Origin of the sequence: Burkholderia anthina, from assembly GCF_001547525.1 — a bacterium.
GTDB lineage: Bacteria > Pseudomonadota > Gammaproteobacteria > Burkholderiales > Burkholderiaceae > Burkholderia > Burkholderia semiarida.
This window is the reverse complement of sequence record NZ_CM003768.1, coordinates 3,219,178-3,237,069: the sequence shown is the minus strand read 5'-3', so window position 1 is coordinate 3,237,069 and position 17,892 is coordinate 3,219,178. Positions and strand designations below refer to the sequence as shown.

The 17,892-nt window shown below is 66.9% G+C and carries 13 protein-coding genes; 8 read left to right on the top strand and 5 right to left on the bottom strand.

What is annotated here, in order from left to right; genetic code table 11:
* Window positions 1-254: 254 nt before the first annotated feature.
* Window positions 255-458, top strand: coding sequence for a cold-shock protein (locus tag WS64_RS14765; protein WP_004196460.1), 204 nt, complete (start codon window positions 255-257; stop codon window positions 456-458).
* Between the two features lie 272 nt (window positions 459-730).
* Here WS64_RS14765 and WS64_RS14760 read toward each other — a convergent pair whose 3' ends face one another.
* Together WS64_RS14760 and WS64_RS14755 are read right to left on the bottom strand one after the other, a co-directional pair.
* Window positions 731-2,674, bottom strand: a complete 1,944-nt coding sequence (locus tag WS64_RS14760; RefSeq protein WP_244166557.1) for a YadA family autotransporter adhesin — start codon at window positions 2,672-2,674, stop codon at window positions 731-733.
* A gap of 389 nt (window positions 2,675-3,063) precedes the next feature.
* Complete coding sequence (locus tag WS64_RS14755; protein ID WP_060966751.1) at window positions 3,064-4,671, bottom strand: multicopper oxidase family protein; 1,608 nt, start codon at window positions 4,669-4,671, stop codon at window positions 3,064-3,066.
* Window positions 4,672-5,271: 600 nt separating this feature from the next.
* Between WS64_RS14755 and WS64_RS14750 the strand changes: the two genes are divergently transcribed.
* Window positions 5,272-5,496: a hypothetical protein gene (locus WS64_RS14750; protein ID WP_006490888.1), complete on the top strand. Its 225-nt coding sequence runs from the start codon at window positions 5,272-5,274 to the stop codon at window positions 5,494-5,496.
* A 123-nt stretch (window positions 5,497-5,619) separates the two neighbouring features.
* On the opposite strand, the gene WS64_RS14745 is transcribed toward WS64_RS14750, so the two are convergent.
* Together WS64_RS14745 and icd are read right to left on the bottom strand one after the other, a co-directional pair.
* Window positions 5,620-7,848: an NADP-dependent isocitrate dehydrogenase gene (locus tag WS64_RS14745; RefSeq protein ID WP_059646189.1), complete on the bottom strand. Its 2,229-nt coding sequence runs from the start codon at window positions 7,846-7,848 to the stop codon at window positions 5,620-5,622.
* A 282-nt stretch (window positions 7,849-8,130) separates the two neighbouring features.
* Window positions 8,131-9,387, bottom strand: a complete 1,257-nt coding sequence (icd, locus tag WS64_RS14740; protein ID WP_006478026.1) for an NADP-dependent isocitrate dehydrogenase — start codon at window positions 9,385-9,387, stop codon at window positions 8,131-8,133.
* A 277-nt stretch (window positions 9,388-9,664) separates the two neighbouring features.
* Here icd and WS64_RS14730 point away from each other — a divergent pair, with 277 nt between their 5' ends.
* From WS64_RS14730 to WS64_RS35245, 6 genes are all read left to right on the top strand, one after another.
* Entirely contained in the window at window positions 9,665-10,243 is a 579-nt protein-coding gene (locus WS64_RS14730) for a pseudouridine synthase (RefSeq protein WP_059576881.1), read from the top strand.
* 282 nt (window positions 10,244-10,525) lie between these two features.
* Window positions 10,526-10,738 (top strand): hypothetical protein, encoded by a 213-nt coding sequence (locus tag WS64_RS32900; RefSeq protein WP_006398520.1) that lies wholly within the window; start codon window positions 10,526-10,528, stop codon window positions 10,736-10,738.
* Between the two features lie 160 nt (window positions 10,739-10,898).
* Window positions 10,899-11,399, top strand: a complete 501-nt coding sequence (locus WS64_RS14725) for a DUF192 domain-containing protein (protein WP_060966750.1) — start codon at window positions 10,899-10,901, stop codon at window positions 11,397-11,399.
* 215 nt (window positions 11,400-11,614) lie between these two features.
* A complete protein-coding gene (fusA, locus tag WS64_RS14720) occupies window positions 11,615-13,726 on the top strand; it encodes an elongation factor G (protein ID WP_060966749.1) in 2,112 nt (703 codons plus the stop codon).
* 133 nt (window positions 13,727-13,859) lie between these two features.
* Window positions 13,860-14,909, top strand: coding sequence for a HoxN/HupN/NixA family nickel/cobalt transporter (locus tag WS64_RS14715; protein WP_060966748.1), 1,050 nt, complete (start codon window positions 13,860-13,862; stop codon window positions 14,907-14,909).
* Between the two features lie 289 nt (window positions 14,910-15,198).
* Entirely contained in the window at window positions 15,199-16,896 is a 1,698-nt protein-coding gene (locus WS64_RS35245; protein ID WP_081103853.1) for a hypothetical protein, read from the top strand.
* Between the two features lie 19 nt (window positions 16,897-16,915).
* Here WS64_RS35245 and WS64_RS14705 read toward each other — a convergent pair whose 3' ends face one another.
* A complete protein-coding gene (locus WS64_RS14705; protein WP_059644884.1) occupies window positions 16,916-17,761 on the bottom strand; it encodes an aldo/keto reductase in 846 nt (281 codons plus the stop codon).
* Window positions 17,762-17,892 lie beyond the last annotated feature (131 nt).

Sequence of the window (17,892 nt, the reverse complement as noted above, 5' to 3'; positions counted from 1 at the left end):
TGCAAAGCAAAGCCGGAAAAACCCTGAAAATGGGTTCTTTACAACGACCCTCCAACCGTCTAAAAATTCCACTTGACACTCCAATAAAGAGCGCCAACAATCAAGCTGGCACTTTTTTCAATTCGTCTGACGGCGAAATGAAAGAGGCCGAAGGTGAGCTTGTGAGGGGGGAACGGCTGTATTTTCCGGTCGTTTAGCTTTTCGAGCGTGCTCGTGGTAAGTAGCAGCGACTGTGTGACAGGGGAAGTAGGAAAATGGCAACTGGTATCGTTAAGTGGTTCAACGACGCGAAGGGCTTCGGTTTCATCACTCCCGACGAGGGCGGTGAAGATCTGTTTGCGCACTTCTCGGCCATCAACATGCAGGGTTTCAAGACCCTCAAGGAAGGCCAGAAAGTAAGCTTCGAGGTCGTCCAAGGCCCGAAGGGCAAGCAGGCTTCGAATATCCAGGCTGCCTGAAGGCAACGGATTTCGGATGAAGAAACCCGGCATATGCCGGGTTTCTTTTTTTGTGGCGCATCTTTCAAAGCGCCAATGCATCGGCGATTTGATTGCCGTTTTCATACAATCGCGGCGCGCAATATACGATTGTCGCGCCAAAGACGCGAATGCGCGGCGCATGAAAAACGGGCGCGCCGCCGAAGCGCCGCGCCCGCCAGATACCCGCACTTGCCGGCGGCACGTGCGGCGTACCGGATCCGACACGCCGGCAACGCCGCCGGCGCCATTCGTTACCAGCTATACGACGCGCCCGCGCCCCACGTCGTCGCCGCGGAGCTGAAGCCGGCGCCAATCTTCATCTTCAGGTTCTCGCGGAGCCGGACCGACGCGCCGAACGCGCCGGCCTGATAGCCGAGATAGCTGCCAAAGCCCATGCCGACGGCAATCGTCTTGCCGGGATCGACATCCGGAATCATCGTCAGCGCGGTGGCCGCCGCGACGCCGCTGTAGGCACGTCGCGCGACCGCGTTGAGTTGACGCAGGTTCACGGCATCCGAAGGCAGCACGGCGTCCGCGAGGTTGGCGATCTTCCTCTCGTTCGTCGGCGTACCCACCGACACGGTATTGTCACGATCCGCCACCGAGCCGCTCCCCAGCGCCACGGAGTTCGCGCCGGTCGCGACCGCGTCCGTACCGATTGCCGTGCTTTGCGCGCCGGCCGCCGATGCCCCCGAGCCGAGCGTCACGCTGCCGTTGCCGGCCGCGACCGCGCCCGTGCCAACCGCGACGCTGCGCGCGCCGAGCGCCTGGGCGCGCACGCCGTTCGCCATGCTCGCGTCGCCCGTTGCCGCCGCTGCCGCGCCCAACGCCATGCTGTTGTCCGCACCCGCCAGCGCGCCGACACCCACCGCGGTGCTGTTCGCACCCGATGCGTACGCACCGGCTCCGGCCGCGAGACTCGCATTGCCGGCCGCCGCGGCCTGCGCGCCAAGCGCCGTACCGTTTACGCCCGACGCCGTCGCGCCGGTGCCGGCCGCCATGCTCTGCTCGGCGCTCGCATTCGCGCCCTTGCCGAGCGCGACGCTCGCGTCGCCCGTCGCCGACGCCGAATTGCCGAGCGCCGTGCCGTCCACACCCGCGGCCAACGCGTTCACGCCGACCGCCGAGCCGTTCGCGCCCGATGCCGTCGCGCCGGTGCCGGCCGCCATGCTCTGCTCTCCGCTTGCGTTCGCGCTCTTGCCGAGCGCGATGCTCGCGTCGCCCGTCGCCGACGCCGAATTGCCGAGCGCCGTGCTGTCCACGCCCGCCGCCGACGCGTGCACACCGACCGCCGAGCTGTTCACGCCCGACGCCGCCGCGCCGGTACCGGCCGCCATGCTCTGCTCTCCGCTTGCGTTCGCGCCCTTGCCGAGCGCGATGCTCGCGTCGCCCGTCGCCGACGCCGAATTGCCGAGCGCCGTGCTGTCCACGCCCGTCGCCGACGCATTCACGCCGACCGCCGAGCTGTTCGCGCCCGACGCCGCCGCGCCGGTACCGGCCGCCATGCTCTGGTCGGCGCTTGCGTTCGCGCCCTTGCCCAGCGCGATGCTCGCGTCGCCCGTCGCCGACGCCGAATTGCCGAGCGCCGTGCTGTCCACGCCCGTCGCCGACGCGTGCACACCCACCGCCGAGCTGTTCACGCCCGATGCCGTCGCGCCGGTGCCGGCCGCCATGCTTTGGTCGGCGCTTGCGTTCGCGCCCTTGCCGAGTGCGATGCTCTCATCGCCCGTCGCCGATGCCGAATTGCCGAGCGCCGTGCTGTCCACACCCGTCGCCGACGCATTCACGCCGACCGCCGAGCTGTTCGCGCCCGATGCCGTCGCGCCGGTGCCGGCCGCCATGCTCTGCTCGGCGCTCGCGTTCGCGCCCTTGCCCAGCGCGACGCTCGCGTCGCCCGTCGCCGATGCCGAATTGCCGAGCGCCGTGCTGTCCGTGGTGGACGCGTTCGAGTTTTTCCCGAGCGCGACGCTGTTTTGCCCCGTGCCGGGTGACGGCAACGAAGAATTTGCAAGCCTGTCGTTGATGTTGTTGATCGATCCGGCCAGCGAATTGGCCGTCGCGCCCAACCGGCCGACTGCGTTGCTCAGTTGATCGATCTGCTCCTGCAACGACAGTTGCGCGTGCGCATCCGTGGCCAGCAGGCTCGACATGCCGATCACACTTGCCGCGATGGTACGCAAGGTCAGAACGCGCACGGCACGCTTTTCGTTCATCAGACCGCCCATCGGGTTTCTTATCAATTTCATAAGAGTCCTAAATACTTGATTTCGTCACTCATGGCGCGACATCGCATTAATTCGAGAGAAACGGATATCGTCTTGCGCCCGCGTCAATACCGCGCAACGTCATGGCGACACCTGCGATGCCCGCCCGCATGGGCCTGCAGCGTAGCGCGTCATGGAAATTGCACTCGACCGAGTATAGGGACCGTCAACTCAAAAGAATATGAGCCAAGTACGAAATTAAGCGCTGTCCGATTGCGTGGATATCGAACATCGGATGCGTCTGAACAGGAACGGCCGCTGTACGCTCGCGGGACGATCGATCCGCCGTCAAACCGGCTCGACGGCGGATCGATCCGGCATCACATCACCGTCAGCGTTCCCATCATCCCGAGATCCTCGTGTTCGAGGATGTGGCAATGAAACATGCGCTCGCCGGACATCTCCTGCGTGGTGAGGATCGTCACGGTCTCGCCGCTGCGCACGTTCACGGTATCTCGCCATGCGCGGAACGGCTCGGGGATACGCGAGCCGTTCGACGCGCGCTCGATCACCTGGAACTGCGTGCCGTGCAAATGGAACGGGTGATCCATGTCGGTGGCGTTGCGGATCTCCCAGCGCTCGACGTCGCCACGGCGGCTCGTCAGCGTCGCGCGATGCGGCGCGTACGTATCGCCGTTGATGGTGAAGCGCATGCCCGCCGGGCGGCCGTGCGCCGCACTCTTCATCATCGCGTCCATGTCCATTTCCTCGCCGAACGCGACCGTCTTGTGCGCGACCGGTTCGCCCAGCGGCGGCACCGCGCGCAGCGTGGCAGGCAGCGCGCGGGCCTCGGCGGGCGCAAACGCGACATCGGCCAGCGCCAGCGCCGGATCGGGCGGCAGGCTGCCGTGACCGTCGTCGTGCGACATCGCCATCTTGCGGCGGTCGTACTCGGCCGCCTGCAGCACCGCGCGCGACACACGATCGCCGGCACGCACCAGCAGCTCCGCGCGCTCGCCCGGCGCAATCAGCAACGACGTCACGCGCCGCGGCGCGTCGAACAGCCCGCCGTCGGTGCCCACCTGCTCGAACGCGCGACCGTCGTCGAACGCGATGCGCAGGTAGCGTGCGCTGCACGCGTTCCAGACACGCCAGCGTTCGTCGCCCGCGACGTCGATGCGCGGCCGGCGCGCACCGTTGACCAGCACGAACTGGCCTTCGCGGCCGTTCATCCAGTCCATCATGTCGTTCGGCGCGATCGTGCCGTCGCGCGCAAGCTTCAGATCCGACACGAACAGGTGGCGCTCGGGCCAGCCGGCAAGCGGATCCTCCGCGGCGCGCACGACGAACGGGCCGGCCAGCCCGCGAAACACCTGCTCGGCGGTCATCATGTGCGGATGCGGGTGGTACCAGTACGTACCGGCGCTACCCTTCGGCAGCGTGAAGCGATACACGCGCGACGCGCCGGGCGCGACCGGATCGGACGGGTTGCCGTCCTGGTCGGGCGGCACGGGCAGGCCGTGCCAGTGGATCGTCGACGGCTGCGGCAGCTTGTTCACGAACCGGATCTCGACCGTATCGCCCTCGCGCACGTCGATCAGCGGGCCGACGACGGGGCCTTGCGTGCCCGGGCCGAACTGCCAGAACGTGGTCGGCCGCGCACCGCGCAGCAGCGCTCGCGCCACCGGTTGAGCGACCAGCGTGGCCCGGAATGTGCCCGGCTCGCGGCTTTCGTTGGCCAGCGTGCGCAACGTCGCGAGCGGCGCGCCGGCCGGCAGCGCGTCGGCGGCCGCCAGGGCAGCCGGCGCTGGCTTGCCGTGCTGCGCGTGCGCCGACATCCCTGACATACCCGACATGCCCGGCATGTCGTCCATCGAATCCATGCCGGCCATGCCCGCGTGACCGGCATGCTGCGCCGACGCGGCGCGCGCGAACAGCGACGCGGCCGCGACACCGATGGTGCGCGACAGGAAGGTTCTCCGTCTCATCAATCGATCCTCGTTATCCGTGCAGCGCCGCGCGAGAGCCGCGGCGATCGCGTCATCATAACCGCAGGGCCGGATCGAAAAACGCCGCCGCGGGACGGGTGGCGATACGCCGCAGCACGCATCGTTACCGCGCCGGACGGCGTCACGACCGCCATCGCCGGGCGGTATTTCGGCACGCATGGGCGCCGCCCCTTCGCACATTCCAGCGAACGCGCTGTGCGCCTTCCGCCCCACCCTCCCGCTCTCCGCCGCCGCGTCCGGATGCTCGCACCCGCCGATTTTTCACGATGCGGAACAAGTCACTGCGTTATAAAAATTCGTGGTGCAGGGCACAAATTTCCCGTTTCGCGATGCCGAAAAACGTTCCGCAATACAAAACGTTGCAAATAATACTTTGTTTTTAAAAGGGAATTTTTGTTTCGAGAAGTCGCTCTACGCGCACCATTCGAGCGGGGCGCGGACGTAGACTTGGTTCCATGCACCGACGCTTCGCCACGACGTTCGACACGGAATCCGGCGCAAGCAGCCAGTCGGGCCACAGCCGGGCGAACCGGCGGACGGCGCAACAGAATCGCTTGTGATCAGAAAGGGAGAACGGAAATGAAGGGATTTCGCTTTGGTTCAGCGCTCGGGTCGTTCTACATCCTGCCGGGTAACGGCGGCTGGGAAGCGACGTTCGGCAACGCCCTGCTCGGCGCGTTCTCGTGCCCCGAAGTGGCGGCCGACCACATCTCGCGCGGCGACTGCGAGCAACTGTCCGAACTCGACACCGCGACGCTCGAAGTACCGCATGAAATCGCCGAATGGGAAATCGTTCACGTCTGAATGGCAACCCCGCAACGACAAACGCCCCGGGGGACCGGGGCGTTTTTCTTGAGTGCCGGGCGGCGAACGGTTCAATCCGCCGCACCGGCACATGCATCGGCTCGCGCGAGTGCGCGGCCGGCGTCAGGCGACCGCGTCGACGATGCCGTTCAGCGTCGCGCTCGGGCGCATGGCCTGGCTCGTCAGCTCGACGTTCGGACGGTAGTACCCGCCGATCGCCTGCGGCTTGCCTTGCGCGGCCGCCAGTTCTTCCAGGATACGCGCCTCGTTGTCCGACAGCGCCTTCGCCACACCTTCGAACTGCGCCTTCAGCGCGGCGTCCTCGCTCTGCTCCGCCAGCGCCTGCGCCCAGTACAGGCACAGGTAGAAGTGGCTGCCGCGGTTATCGAGGCCGCCGACCTTGCGCGCCGGCGACTTGTTCTCGTCCAGAAACTTGCCGGTCGCCTGGTCGAGCGTCTTCGCGAGCACGAGCGCCTTCGCGTTCTGATACGCGTTGCCGAGGTGTTCGAGCGACGCGGCCAGCGCGAGGAATTCGCCGAGCGAATCCCAGCGCAGGAAGCCTTCCTCGACGAACTGCTGCACGTGCTTCGGCGCGGAGCCGCCCGCCCCCGTTTCGAACATCCCGCCGCCGGCCATCAGCGGCACGATCGACAGCATCTTCGCGCTGGTGCCGAGTTCCATGATCGGGAACAGGTCGGTCAGGTAGTCGCGCAGCACGTTGCCGGTGACCGAGATCGTGTCCTTGCCCGCACGGATGCGCTCGAGCGAGAAACGCGTCGCTTCGACCGGCGTCATGATGCGGATGTCGAGGCCGTTCGTGTCGTGATCCTTCAGGTAGCGTTCGACCTTCGCGATGATCTGCGCATCGTGCGCGCGCGCCGGATCGAGCCAGAATACGGCAGGCGCGCCGGTCGCGCGGGCGCGGTTGACCGCGAGCTTGACCCAGTCCTGCACCGGTGCGTCCTTCGTCTGGCACATGCGCCAGATGTCGCCCGACTCGACCGCGTGCTCGAGCAGCACGTTGCCGGCTTCGTCGATGACGCGCACGACACCGTCCGCCGGAATCTGGAACGTCTTGTCGTGCGAACCGTATTCCTCGGCCGCCTGCGCCATCAGGCCCACGTTCGGCACGCTGCCCATCGTGACCGGATCGAACGCGCCGTGCTGCTTGCAGTCCTCGATCACGGCCTGGTACACGCCCGCGTAGCAGCGGTCCGGAATCACGGCCTTCGCGTCGTACAGTTGACCGTCCGGGCCCCACATGCCGCCCGAATCGCGGATCATCGCCGGCATCGACGCGTCGACGATCACGTCGCTCGGCACGTGCAGGTTCGTGATGCCCTTGTCCGAGTTGACCATCGCGAGGCGCGGGCGCACCGCGTACTCGGCCTTGACGTCGGCTTCGATCGCCTCGCGCGTGTCGGCCGGCAGATCCTTCAGGCGCGCGTAGAGGTCGCCGATCCCGTTGTTCGGGTTGAAGCCGACCTTCGCCAGCACGTCCGCGTGCTTGGTGAGCGCGTCACGGTAGAACACCGACACGAAGTGGCCGAACAGGATCGGGTCCGAGACCTTCATCATGGTCGCCTTCAGGTGCACCGAGAACAGCACGTCCTGCGCCTTCGCGTCGGCGATCTGCGCTTCGATGAAGCTGCGCAGCGCGTTGCGGCTCATCACCGACGCGTCGATCACTTCACCGGCCTTCACGGCCGTCTTTTCCTTCAGCACCTTCTTCGCGCCGTCGGTGGTCGTCAGTTCGATCTTCACGCTGCCGGCCGCGGCGATCAGCGCCGACTTCTCGCTGCCGTAGAAGTCGCCTTCGGTCATGTGCGCGACATGCGCCTTCGACGTGGACTTCCACGCGCCCATCTTGTGCGGATGCTTGCGTGCGTAGTTCTTGACCGACAGCGGCGCGCGGCGGTCGGAGTTGCCTTCGCGCAGCACCGGGTTCACCGCGCTGCCCTTGATCTTGTCGTAGCGCGCCTTGACGGCCTTCTCTTCGTCCGTCGCCGGATCTTCCGGATAGGCGGGCAGCGCGTAGCCCTGCGCCTGCAGTTCGGCGATCGCGGCCTTCAGCTGCGGCACCGATGCGCTGATGTTCGGCAGCTTGATGATGTTCGCTTCCGGCTTCAGCGTGAGCTGGCCCAGCTCGGCCAGATCGTCGGAACCCTTCTGCTCCGACGGCAGGATGTCTGCGAATGCCGCGATGATGCGGCCGGCGAGCGAGATGTCGCGCGTTTCGACGGCGACGCCGGACGAACGCGTGAAGGCCTTGACGATCGGCAGCAGCGAATAGGTCGCGAGCGCGGGCGCTTCGTCGGTGAGGGTGTAGATGATCTTGGGCGAAGTGGACATGGTGGTCAAAGCATTGCTACGTGATGGTGGGACTGAAGAGCGCCGGCGGTAACCGGCGGGGAGCGACCGGGTCGATCGCGAAAGGGGCGCGCCGGCTCAGCCGGGCGGTGGTGTTGCGAGGGCCGTCATGTTCTACCTTGCAGGGTCTGCGGGCCGCATCGCGGCGCCGCGGCCCGGATGCCGGGCCGCCCTGCCAACAAACCTGCCATCCACGAAACGCTCCGGCGCCGGCAGACAGCGCCGGGGCGGCCGGCATCGTGCCGGCCCACCCCGGAAGGGGTCTTACATGTTCTCGATCAGCACTTCGCCGAAGCCGGAGCACGACACCTGCGTCGCACCTTCCATCAGGCGCGCGAAGTCGTACGTGACGCGCTTCTGCAGGATCGACTTCTCCATCGCGGCGATGATCGTGTCGGCTGCTTCCGTCCAGCCGAGGTGGCGCAGCATCATTTCCGCCGACAGGATCTCGGAACCCGGGTTTACGTAATCCTTGCCCGCGTACTTCGGCGCCGTGCCGTGCGTCGCCTCGAACATCGCGACCGAATCCGACAGATTCGCGCCCGGCGCGATCCCGATGCCGCCGACCTGCGCGGCCAGCGCGTCGGAGATGTAGTCGCCGTTCAGGTTCAGCGTCGCGATCACGTCGTATTCGGCCGGGCGCAGCAGGATCTGCTGCAGGAACGCGTCGGCGATCGAATCCTTGATCACGATCTCGTTGCCCGTCTTCGGGTTCTTCACGCGCATCCACGGGCCGCCGTCGATCAGCTCGCCGCCGAATTCCTTCTGCGCGAGCGCGTAGCCGGCGTCACGGAACAGGCCTTCCGTGAACTTCATGATGTTGCCCTTGTGCACCAGCGTGACCGACTTGCGATCGTTGTCGATCGCGTACTGGATCGCCTTGCGCACGAGCCGCTCGGTGCCTTCGGTCGACACGGGCTTGACGCCGATCCCGGAGGTTTCCGGAAAGCGGATCTTCTTCACGCCCATCTCGTCCTGCAGGAACTTGATCACCTTCTTCGCCTGCTCGGAGCCCGCGGCCCATTCGATGCCCGCGTAGATGTCTTCCGAGTTCTCGCGGAAGATCACCATGTCGATCTTCTGCGGCTCGCGCACCGGCGACGGCACGCCCTTGAAGTACTGGACCGGGCGCAGGCACACGTAGAGGTCGAGCTCCTGGCGCAGCGCGACGTTCAGCGAACGGATGCCGCCGCCGACCGGGGTCGTGAGCGGCCCCTTGATCGACACGACGTATTCCTTCAGCACCTGCAGCGTTTCGTCCGGCAGCCACACGTCCGGGCCGTACACCTTGGTCGCCTTCTCGCCCGCGAAGATCTCCATCCAGTGGATCTTGCGCTTGCCCTTGTACGCATGCGCGACCGCCGCGTCGACGACCTTGATCATGACCGGCGTGATATCGAAGCCCGTACCGTCGCCTTCGATATAGGGAATGATCGGCTGATCGGAAACGTTGAGCGAGAAGTCCTTGTTGACGGTGATCTTGTCACCGCCCTCCGGAACCTTGATGTGCTGATACGGCATGATCGACTCCAGTGACGTGGCTGAGCAGGTGATGCTGGTCGAAGCTGCGCGCGCGGCGGGGGCGCGGCATGGCCACCCCGTGACGGCAACAGCGAGCCGCTATTCTAGCGCCCCAACCGGGCACTTCGGCGCGAACCGCGGCACTGCGTATCAAGACCTCACTTATGTCTTATATAAGACAGAGGACTTGCCGTTCCGTATTATGCATTAAGATTCCGCCATTTGCCATAGACCGCCCGCCCCCGCTCCGTGCGGGGCGCCGGGCGGGCGCCCTGCCATGAACCTGATCGCCCTCAACAAGCCGTTCGGCACGATTTGCCAGTTTTCCGCGCACGAGACGCGGCCGTCGCTCGGCGACTGGGTAAAAACGCCCGGCGTGTACGCGGCCGGCCGGCTCGATGCGGACAGCGAGGGGCTGCTGCTGCTCACCGACGACGGCGCGCTGCAGGCGCGCATCGCGGAGCCGCGCCACAAGCTCGTGAAGCGCTACTGGGCGCAGGTCGACGGCGCGCCGGGGCCGGCCGACCTGAAGGCGCTCGCGCGCGGCGTCGATCTCGGCGACTACGTGACGCGCCCGTGCCGCGCCGAATTCATCGAGCCGCCCGACACACTGTGGCCGCGCAATCCGCCGATCCGCTACCGCGCCGCGATCCCGACCACGTGGATCGAGCTCGCGATCACCGAGGGCAAGAACCGGCAGGTGCGCCGGATGACGGCGGCCGTCGGCTTTCCGACGTTGCGCCTGGTGCGCGTCGGCATCGGCGCGCTCGATATATTCGCGCTCGGCATTGCGCCGGGCGAAACAATCGCGCTGCCGCCGCGCGCGCCGTGGGACGGTTTCGCAGCCGCCGGGTAGCGGATCCGGGCCGCGCGAATTTTTCGTCGTCTGTTTCGTCAACCGGGCGCGCAGATCGCGCGTTAAACCACGCAGATGCCAACCTTAGCTATCCGGCATTGGCAGCCGAACCCCGTGTTTGCGTCACGAAAGCGACGTTTTATTCGAATACGATTCGGCGCCCGCAGCGCAAAGAGAAATTTCTCGAAGCGTCTGTCAACCGAAAGGTGGATGGCACCGTTAGACGACATGACTCCTATTGCCGGGTCATTTGGTTAATTAACTAAAGCTGAGGAACACAACATGAACAAACTGATCGCCGCTCTGGTCGCTGGTCTCTTCGCAACGGCTGCTTTCGCACAAGCATCGGCTCCGGAAGCTGCTTCGGCTGCTGCTCCGGCAGCTGCTTCGGCACCGGCAAAGCACAAGGCTGCCAAGAAGCACCACGCCAAGAAGCACCACGCTGCGAAGAAGGCAGCTAGCGAAGCCGAAGCTCCGGCAGCTGCTTCGAACTAAGTAAGCAAGCTGTAATAACGCAGTCAAGAACACGCAGTCCTGCCGTTCTTACGGCGTTGAAAGGCAGATCACCGCAAGGCGATCTGCCTTTTTCTTTTTTGTGCCCGCCGCCGCGCATCGCGTACCATGCGGGTCTTGCTTTCCAGACAGGAGCCATGCTGTGCCATTCTCCCTGCGCCCGTCGCTCGGCCGCCTTGCGCGCGCCGCCGTGTTTCCCGCCGCGCTCGCCGTCCTCGCGCTCGGCATGCAGGCCGCCTGCGCGCAAGTGCCGCCCGGCGCCAAGCAGCCGAGCGAGTTCCCGCGCGTGAAGCTGCGCGCCGGCATGTACGTGATCGACGCGGCCGTCGCCGCGAACGACGCCGACCGCGAACAGGGGCTGATGTACCGTTCGCAGCTCGCGCCGAACGAAGGCATGCTGTTCGTCTTCAACGAGAACGCCGTGCACTGCTTCTGGATGAAGAACACGCTGATTCCGCTGTCGATCGCGTTCATCCGCGCGGACGGCACGATCACCGACATCGACGAGATGAAGGCCGAGACGACGGACAACCACTGCCCGCGCAACAACGGCGTCTATGCGCTCGAGATGAGCAAGGGCTGGTTCGCCGCGAAGGGCATCAAGCCGGGCATGAAGCTCGACGGGCTGCCCAAGCCGCAGTAACCGCCCATGCCGCGGCGGCGCCGCGCGTCGACCCGAGCCGGCCGCTCGCAGCGCGCCGGCTTTTTTTTCGCCCGCCCGCGGCGCCCGCCTTGATTCGGCACACGCTGCCCGCATCTGCAAAAGCCACGGACAAGCGCTATCCTTTAAATCTCGCTTGTTCCAGTCCGGGCCGGCCCAGCCGGCCCCCTTACGATCCGAACCACCAGGAGGTTCACGTGCCCCGCAAAACCCCCATCGAGCGCTATCGAAACATCGGGATCAGCGCTCACATCGACGCCGGCAAGACCACGACGACCGAGCGCATCCTGTTTTACACCGGTGTGAGCCACAAGATCGGTGAAGTGCACGACGGCGCGGCCACGATGGACTGGATGGAGCAGGAGCAGGAACGCGGCATCACGATCACGTCGGCGGCGACCACGGCCTTCTGGAAGGGCATGGCCGGCAACTATCCGGAGCACCGGATCAACATCATCGATACGCCCGGGCACGTCGACTTCACGATCGAGGTCGAGCGCTCGATGCGCGTGCTCGACGGCGCGTGCATGGTCTACGACTCGGTCGGCGGCGTGCAGCCGCAATCCGAGACCGTGTGGCGCCAGGCGAACAAGTACAAGGTGCCGCGCATCGCGTTCGTCAACAAGATGGACCGGATCGGCGCCGACTTCTTCCGCGTGCAGAAGCAGATCGGCGAGCGCCTGAAGGGCGTCGCCGTGCCGATCCAGATTCCGATCGGCGCGGAGGACCATTTCCAGGGCGTCGTCGATCTCGTGAAGATGAAGGCGATCGTGTGGGACGACGAAAGCCAGGGCGTGAAATTCACGTACGAGGACATCCCCGCGAACCTCGTCGATCTCGCGCACGAATGGCGCGAGAAGATGGTCGAGGCCGCGGCCGAAGCGAGCGAGGAACTGCTCGAGAAGTATCTGCACGACCATGAATCGCTGACCGAGGACGAGATCAAGACCGCGCTGCGCAAGCGCACGATCGCCAACGAGATCGTGCCGATGCTGTGCGGCAGCGCGTTCAAGAACAAGGGCGTGCAGGCGATGCTCGACGCGGTGATCGACTACCTGCCGTCGCCCGTCGACGTGCCCGCGATCCTCGGCCACGACTTCGCCGATCCGGAGAAGCCGGCGGAACGCCACCCGAGCGACGACGAGCCGTTCTCGTCGCTCGCGTTCAAGATCATGACCGACCCGTTCGTCGGCCAGCTGATCTTCTTCCGCGTGTATTCGGGCGTCGTCGAGTCGGGCGACACGGTGCTCAACGCGACGAAGGACAAGAAGGAGCGGCTCGGCCGGATCCTGCAGATGCACGCGAACGAGCGCAAGGAAATCAAGGAGGTGCGCGCGGGCGACATCGCGGCGGCCGTCGGCCTGAAGGAGGCGACCACCGGCGACACGCTGTGCGATCCGGCCAAGCCGATCATCCTCGAGAAGATGGAATTCCCGGAGCCGGTGATCTCGCAGGCCGTCGAGCCGAAGACGAAGGCCGACCAGGAAAAGATGGGCCTCGCGCTGAACCGGCTCGCGCAGGAAGATCCGTCGTTCCGCGTGCAGACCGACGAAGAGTCCGGCCAGACGATCATTTCGGGGATGGGCGAGCTTCACCTCGAAATCCTGGTCGACCGGATGAAGCGCGAGTTCGGCGTCGAGGCGACGGTCGGCAAGCCGCAAGTCGCCTATCGCGAAACGGTGCGCACGACGGCGGCCGACGTCGAAGGCAAGTTCGTCAAGCAGTCGGGCGGTCGCGGCCAGTACGGCCACGCGGTGATCACGCTCGAGCCGAACCCGGGCAAGGGCTACGAGTTCCTCGACGAGATCAAGGGTGGCGTGATTCCGCGTGAATACATCCCGGCGGTCGACAAGGGTATCCAGGACACGCTGAAGTCGGGCGTGCTCGCGGGCTACCCGGTCGTCGACGTGAAGGTGCATCTGACGTTCGGTTCGTACCACGACGTCGACTCGAACGAAAACGCATTCCGGATGGCCGGCTCGATGGCGTTCAAGGAGGCGATGCGCAAGGCGAAGCCCGTGCTGCTCGAGCCGATGATGGCCGTCGAGGTCGAGACGCCCGAGGACTTCATGGGCAACGTGATGGGCGACCTGTCGAGCCGGCGCGGCATCGTGCAGGGAATGGAGGACATCGCGGGCGGCGGCGGCAAGCTGGTGCGCGCCGAAGTGCCGCTCGCGGAGATGTTCGGCTATTCGACGTCGCTGCGCTCGGCCACGCAAGGCCGTGCGACGTACACGATGGAGTTCAAGCATTACGCGGAAACGCCGGCGAACGTGTCGGAAGCCGTGATCAACGCGAAGACGAAGTAAGCACTGCTCACCCGCGCGCTGTCGCGGGTACGCGAAGCCCGTCCGGTTCCGGACGGGCTTTTTTTCGTCCGGCGCACACGGCGAATCGCGGCCCTTTTTGATCGGCGCGCCGAGCTTTTTTTCGCGTGCCACAATGGATGGCGATTCGTCAGATGGAACCCGCCCGATGCCGCCCACCCCCACCCCTGCCCTGCGCCGCCTGCTGACCCTCTATGCCGGCCTGATCGCCGCGAACGTCGCCGTCTGGCTGTGGGCGCTCGCGGTGCTGCGTGACCATCCGCTGCTGCTCGGCACCGCGGCGATCGCGTACGGGCTCGGGCTGCGTCATGCGGTCGACGCGGATCACATCGCCGCGATCGACGTCGCGACACGCAAGCTGATGCAGGACGGCCAGCGTCCGGTGAGCGTCGGCCTGTTCTTCTCGCTCGGCCATTCGACGATCGTGATCGTCGCGACGTTCGGCATCGCGCTGACCGCGTTCGCGCTGCGCGACCGGTTCGACGCATTTCGCGAAATCGGCGGCACGATCGGCACGGCCGTATCGGCCACCTTCCTGCTGGTGCTCGCGTGCGTGAACCTGATGATCCTGCGCGACGTGTGGCGACGCTATCGCGGCGCATCCGGGCATACGCACGACGGCGCGCACGACCATCGTCCCGCCGGACTCGTATCGCGGTTGCTGCGCCCGCTGTTCCGGTTCGTGTCGAAGAGCTGGCACATGTACCCGGTCGGCGTGCTGTTCGGGCTAGGTTTCGATACTGCAACCGAAATCGGCCTGCTCGCGATCGCCGCCGCGCAGGCGAGCCAGGGCCTCCCGGTCTATACGGTCATGCTGTTTCCCGCGCTGTTCACGGCCGGCATGACGCTGATCGACTCGACCGACAACGTGCTGATGATCCGGGCATACGGCTGGGCGATGGACGATCCGCAGCGCAAGCTGCTCTACAACGCGAGCATCACGTTCGTGTCGGCGGCCGTCGCGCTGGCGATCGGCGGGATCGAGGCGGCCGGCCTGCTGGCCGACAAGCTGGCGCTGTCGGGCCCCGTGCGCGACACGCTCGATGCGATCGGCGAACGCTTCGGCTCGATCGGCTACGGCATCGTCGCGCTGTTCCTCTTCTGCTGGATCGCGTCGATCCTGTTCCACCGCTGGCAACGCGCGGCCGACGCGCCGGCGCGCTGAACGACGCCCCTACGTTTCATTCCGGAAACAAAACGCCTCCCAACAGTGTCGCATGCGCGCTCGCGCGACTGCGCACGCCTTTCGCCACGGCCCTGAGCGGCCGATGGCACGAATCTCGCAGAGTGGGATCCGCACGGCGGGCCCGCGTGCCGATCAGCGTTCGCGGCTGGCGTCAAGCGCCGGCCCGAACGTCATCGGCCGACGATAGGACAACGAATCTTCTGAGCCCCCTGCACTACACGTAAATCGTCGCGCGGCAACGAGGCATCGCGCGCATGGGGAGGCCATGATGCATAAAACGACACAACCGTTCCGCGCGGCGGGACGGCGCCCTCGTGCAACCCTGCTGGCCGCAGCCGCGTTGGCGTGCTGCTGCTCGTATGCCGTCGCACAGAACACGACACCCGACTCCGCGTCCGACACGAACGCCAGTGCGGACACCATCATGACGCTGGTCGAGAACGCCTCGCCGTGCGCGGCCGATCCGGCTGGATGCGCGGCGCACGTCTATGCCGGCCGGGGCGCCGGTAATGGCGGTCCCGGCGCGAGCGGCAGCGGCGGCGGGAATGGCGGTGGGACAGGTAGCGGCAGTGGCAACGGGAACGGTAGCGGCGGAAACAACGGGAACGGCGCCGTCGGACCTGCCGGTGTCGGGGGAACGACGGGGGGAACCTCGGGCAGCGCGGGCGGCACGGGCCGCGGTGGCAACGCGTCGGGGAACGGCGGTTCAGGGGGCGGCTCTTCGGGTGGCGGCTCTTCGGGTGGCGGCTCTTCGGGTGGCGGCTCTTCGGGTGGCGGCACTTCGGGTGGCGGTACTTCGGGTGGCGGTACTTCGGGTGGCGGTACTTCGGGTGGCGGCACTTCGGGTGGCGGTACTTCGGGTGGCGGTACTTCGGGTGGCGGTACTTCGGGTGGCGGTACTTCGGGTGGCGGTACTTCGGGTGGCGGTACTTCGGGTGGCGGTACTTCGGGTGGCGGTACTTCGGGTGGCGGTACTTCGGGTGGCGGCACTTCGGGTGGCGGTACTTCGGGTGGCGGCACTTCGGGTGGCGGCACTTCGGGTGGCGGCACTTCGGGTGGCGGTACTTCGGGTGGCGGTACTTCGGGTGGCGGCACTTCGGGTGGCGGTACTTCGGGTGGCGGTACTTCGGGTGGCGGCACTTCGGGTGGCGGTACTTCGGGTGGCGGTACTTCGGGTGGCGGCACTTCGGGTGGCGGTACTTCGGGTGGCGGTACTTCGGGTGGCGGTACTTCGGGTGGCGGCACTTCGGGTGGCGGTACTTCGGGTGGCGGTGGCCACGGTGACGGCGGTGGTGGCGGTCACGGCGGCGGTCACGGAGGCGGTCACGGCGGTGGTCACGGTGGTGGCGGTGGCGGTGGCGGTGGCGGTGGCGGTGGCGGTGGCGGTGGCGGTGGCGGTGGCGGCGGTGGCGGCGGTGGCGGCGGTGGCGGCGGTGGCGGCGGCGGTGGCGGCGGTGGCGGCGGTGGCGGCGGCGGCGGCGGCGGCGGTGGCGGTGGCGGTGGCGGTGGCGGCGGTGGCGGCGGTGCTGGCGGCGGCGGTGCTGGCGGCGGCGGTGCTGGCGGCGGCGGTGCTGGCGGCGGCGGTGCTGGCGGCGGCGGTGCTGGTGGCGGCGGTGCTGGTGGCGGCGGTGCTGGTGGCGGCGGTGCTGGTGGCGGCGGTGCTGGTGGCGGCGGTGCTGGCGGCGGCGGTGCTGGTGGCGGCGGTGCTGGCGGCGGAGGCCATGGCAATGGCGGCGGCCACGGCAACGGCGGCGGCGGTCACGGCAATGGCGGAAACGGTAACGGCGGCGGGAGCGGCGGCGCCAATGGCACCGGCGGCCACGGCAATGGCGGCGGCAACGGTAACGGCAATGGCAGCGGAGGCGCCGGCAACGGCGGGGCCAACGGTGTCGGCAACGGCAACGGTGGCGGTCGCGGCAACGGCGGCGGTCACGGCAACGGCGGATCGCCCGGCGGCAACCACTGACCCCCGGCGTTGCCCGGGGTCAGAGCATCTCGAGCGCGCGCTTGCTGCGCGGCGGACGGAAATACGCGTCAAGCTGCGCGCGCTCGTCATCGCTCAACACGACATCGAGCGCGGCGCGGTTGTCGCGCACGTGCTCGATTCGCGACGCCTTCGGAATCGCGAATACACCCGGCTGCGCGAGCACCCATGCCAGCGCGACGCGCATCACCGACACGCCGCGCAGCCGCGCGATCTCGTCGAGCGGCGAGCGTTTCGGCAGCCGCCCGTGATCGACCGGACTGTATGCCATCGCCGGTATCCGGCGCTCGGCCAGCCACGGCAGCAGGTCGAATTCCGGGCCGCGTCGCGCGATGTTGTAGAGAATCTGGTTGGTGGCGCACGCACCACCGCCCGCCTCGTCGACGAGTTCGGCCATGTCGGCCGTATCGAAGTTGCTCACGCCCCAGTGGCGAATCTTGCCCGCACGCTGCAACGCGTCGAAACCCTCGACCGTTTCCTCGAGCGGCACCGAACCTCGCCAGTGCAGCAGATACAGGTCGAGGCGATCGGTACGCAGGCGCTTGAGGCTCGCGTCGCACGCGGCGACGACGCCACGCCGGCTTGCATGGTGCGGATAGACCTTGCTGACGAGGAACACGTCGTCGCGCAGGCCCGCGAGTGCGTCGCCGACCAGTTCCTCGGTCGCGCCGTCGCCATACATCTCGGCCGTATCGACCAGCGTCATCCCGAGTTCGACGCCCTCGCGCAGCGCGGCGATCTCGTCCGCGCGCCGCGCCGGCCGCTCGCCCATTTCCCAGGTGCCCAGGCCCAGCTTCGGAATCGTCTCGCCGTTCGGCAAGACGACCGTGGCGATCGTGTCTGTCATGCGTTTCCTCGTTGCGGATTCGTGGCCGCCCACCGCGGCCGAAGCATCGGATACGACGCATCAGTGTAGTCAATCGGTACGCCTCTGGCCTGTCACGCGGCAAAAACCGGCTATAACGGCACGGCATGATG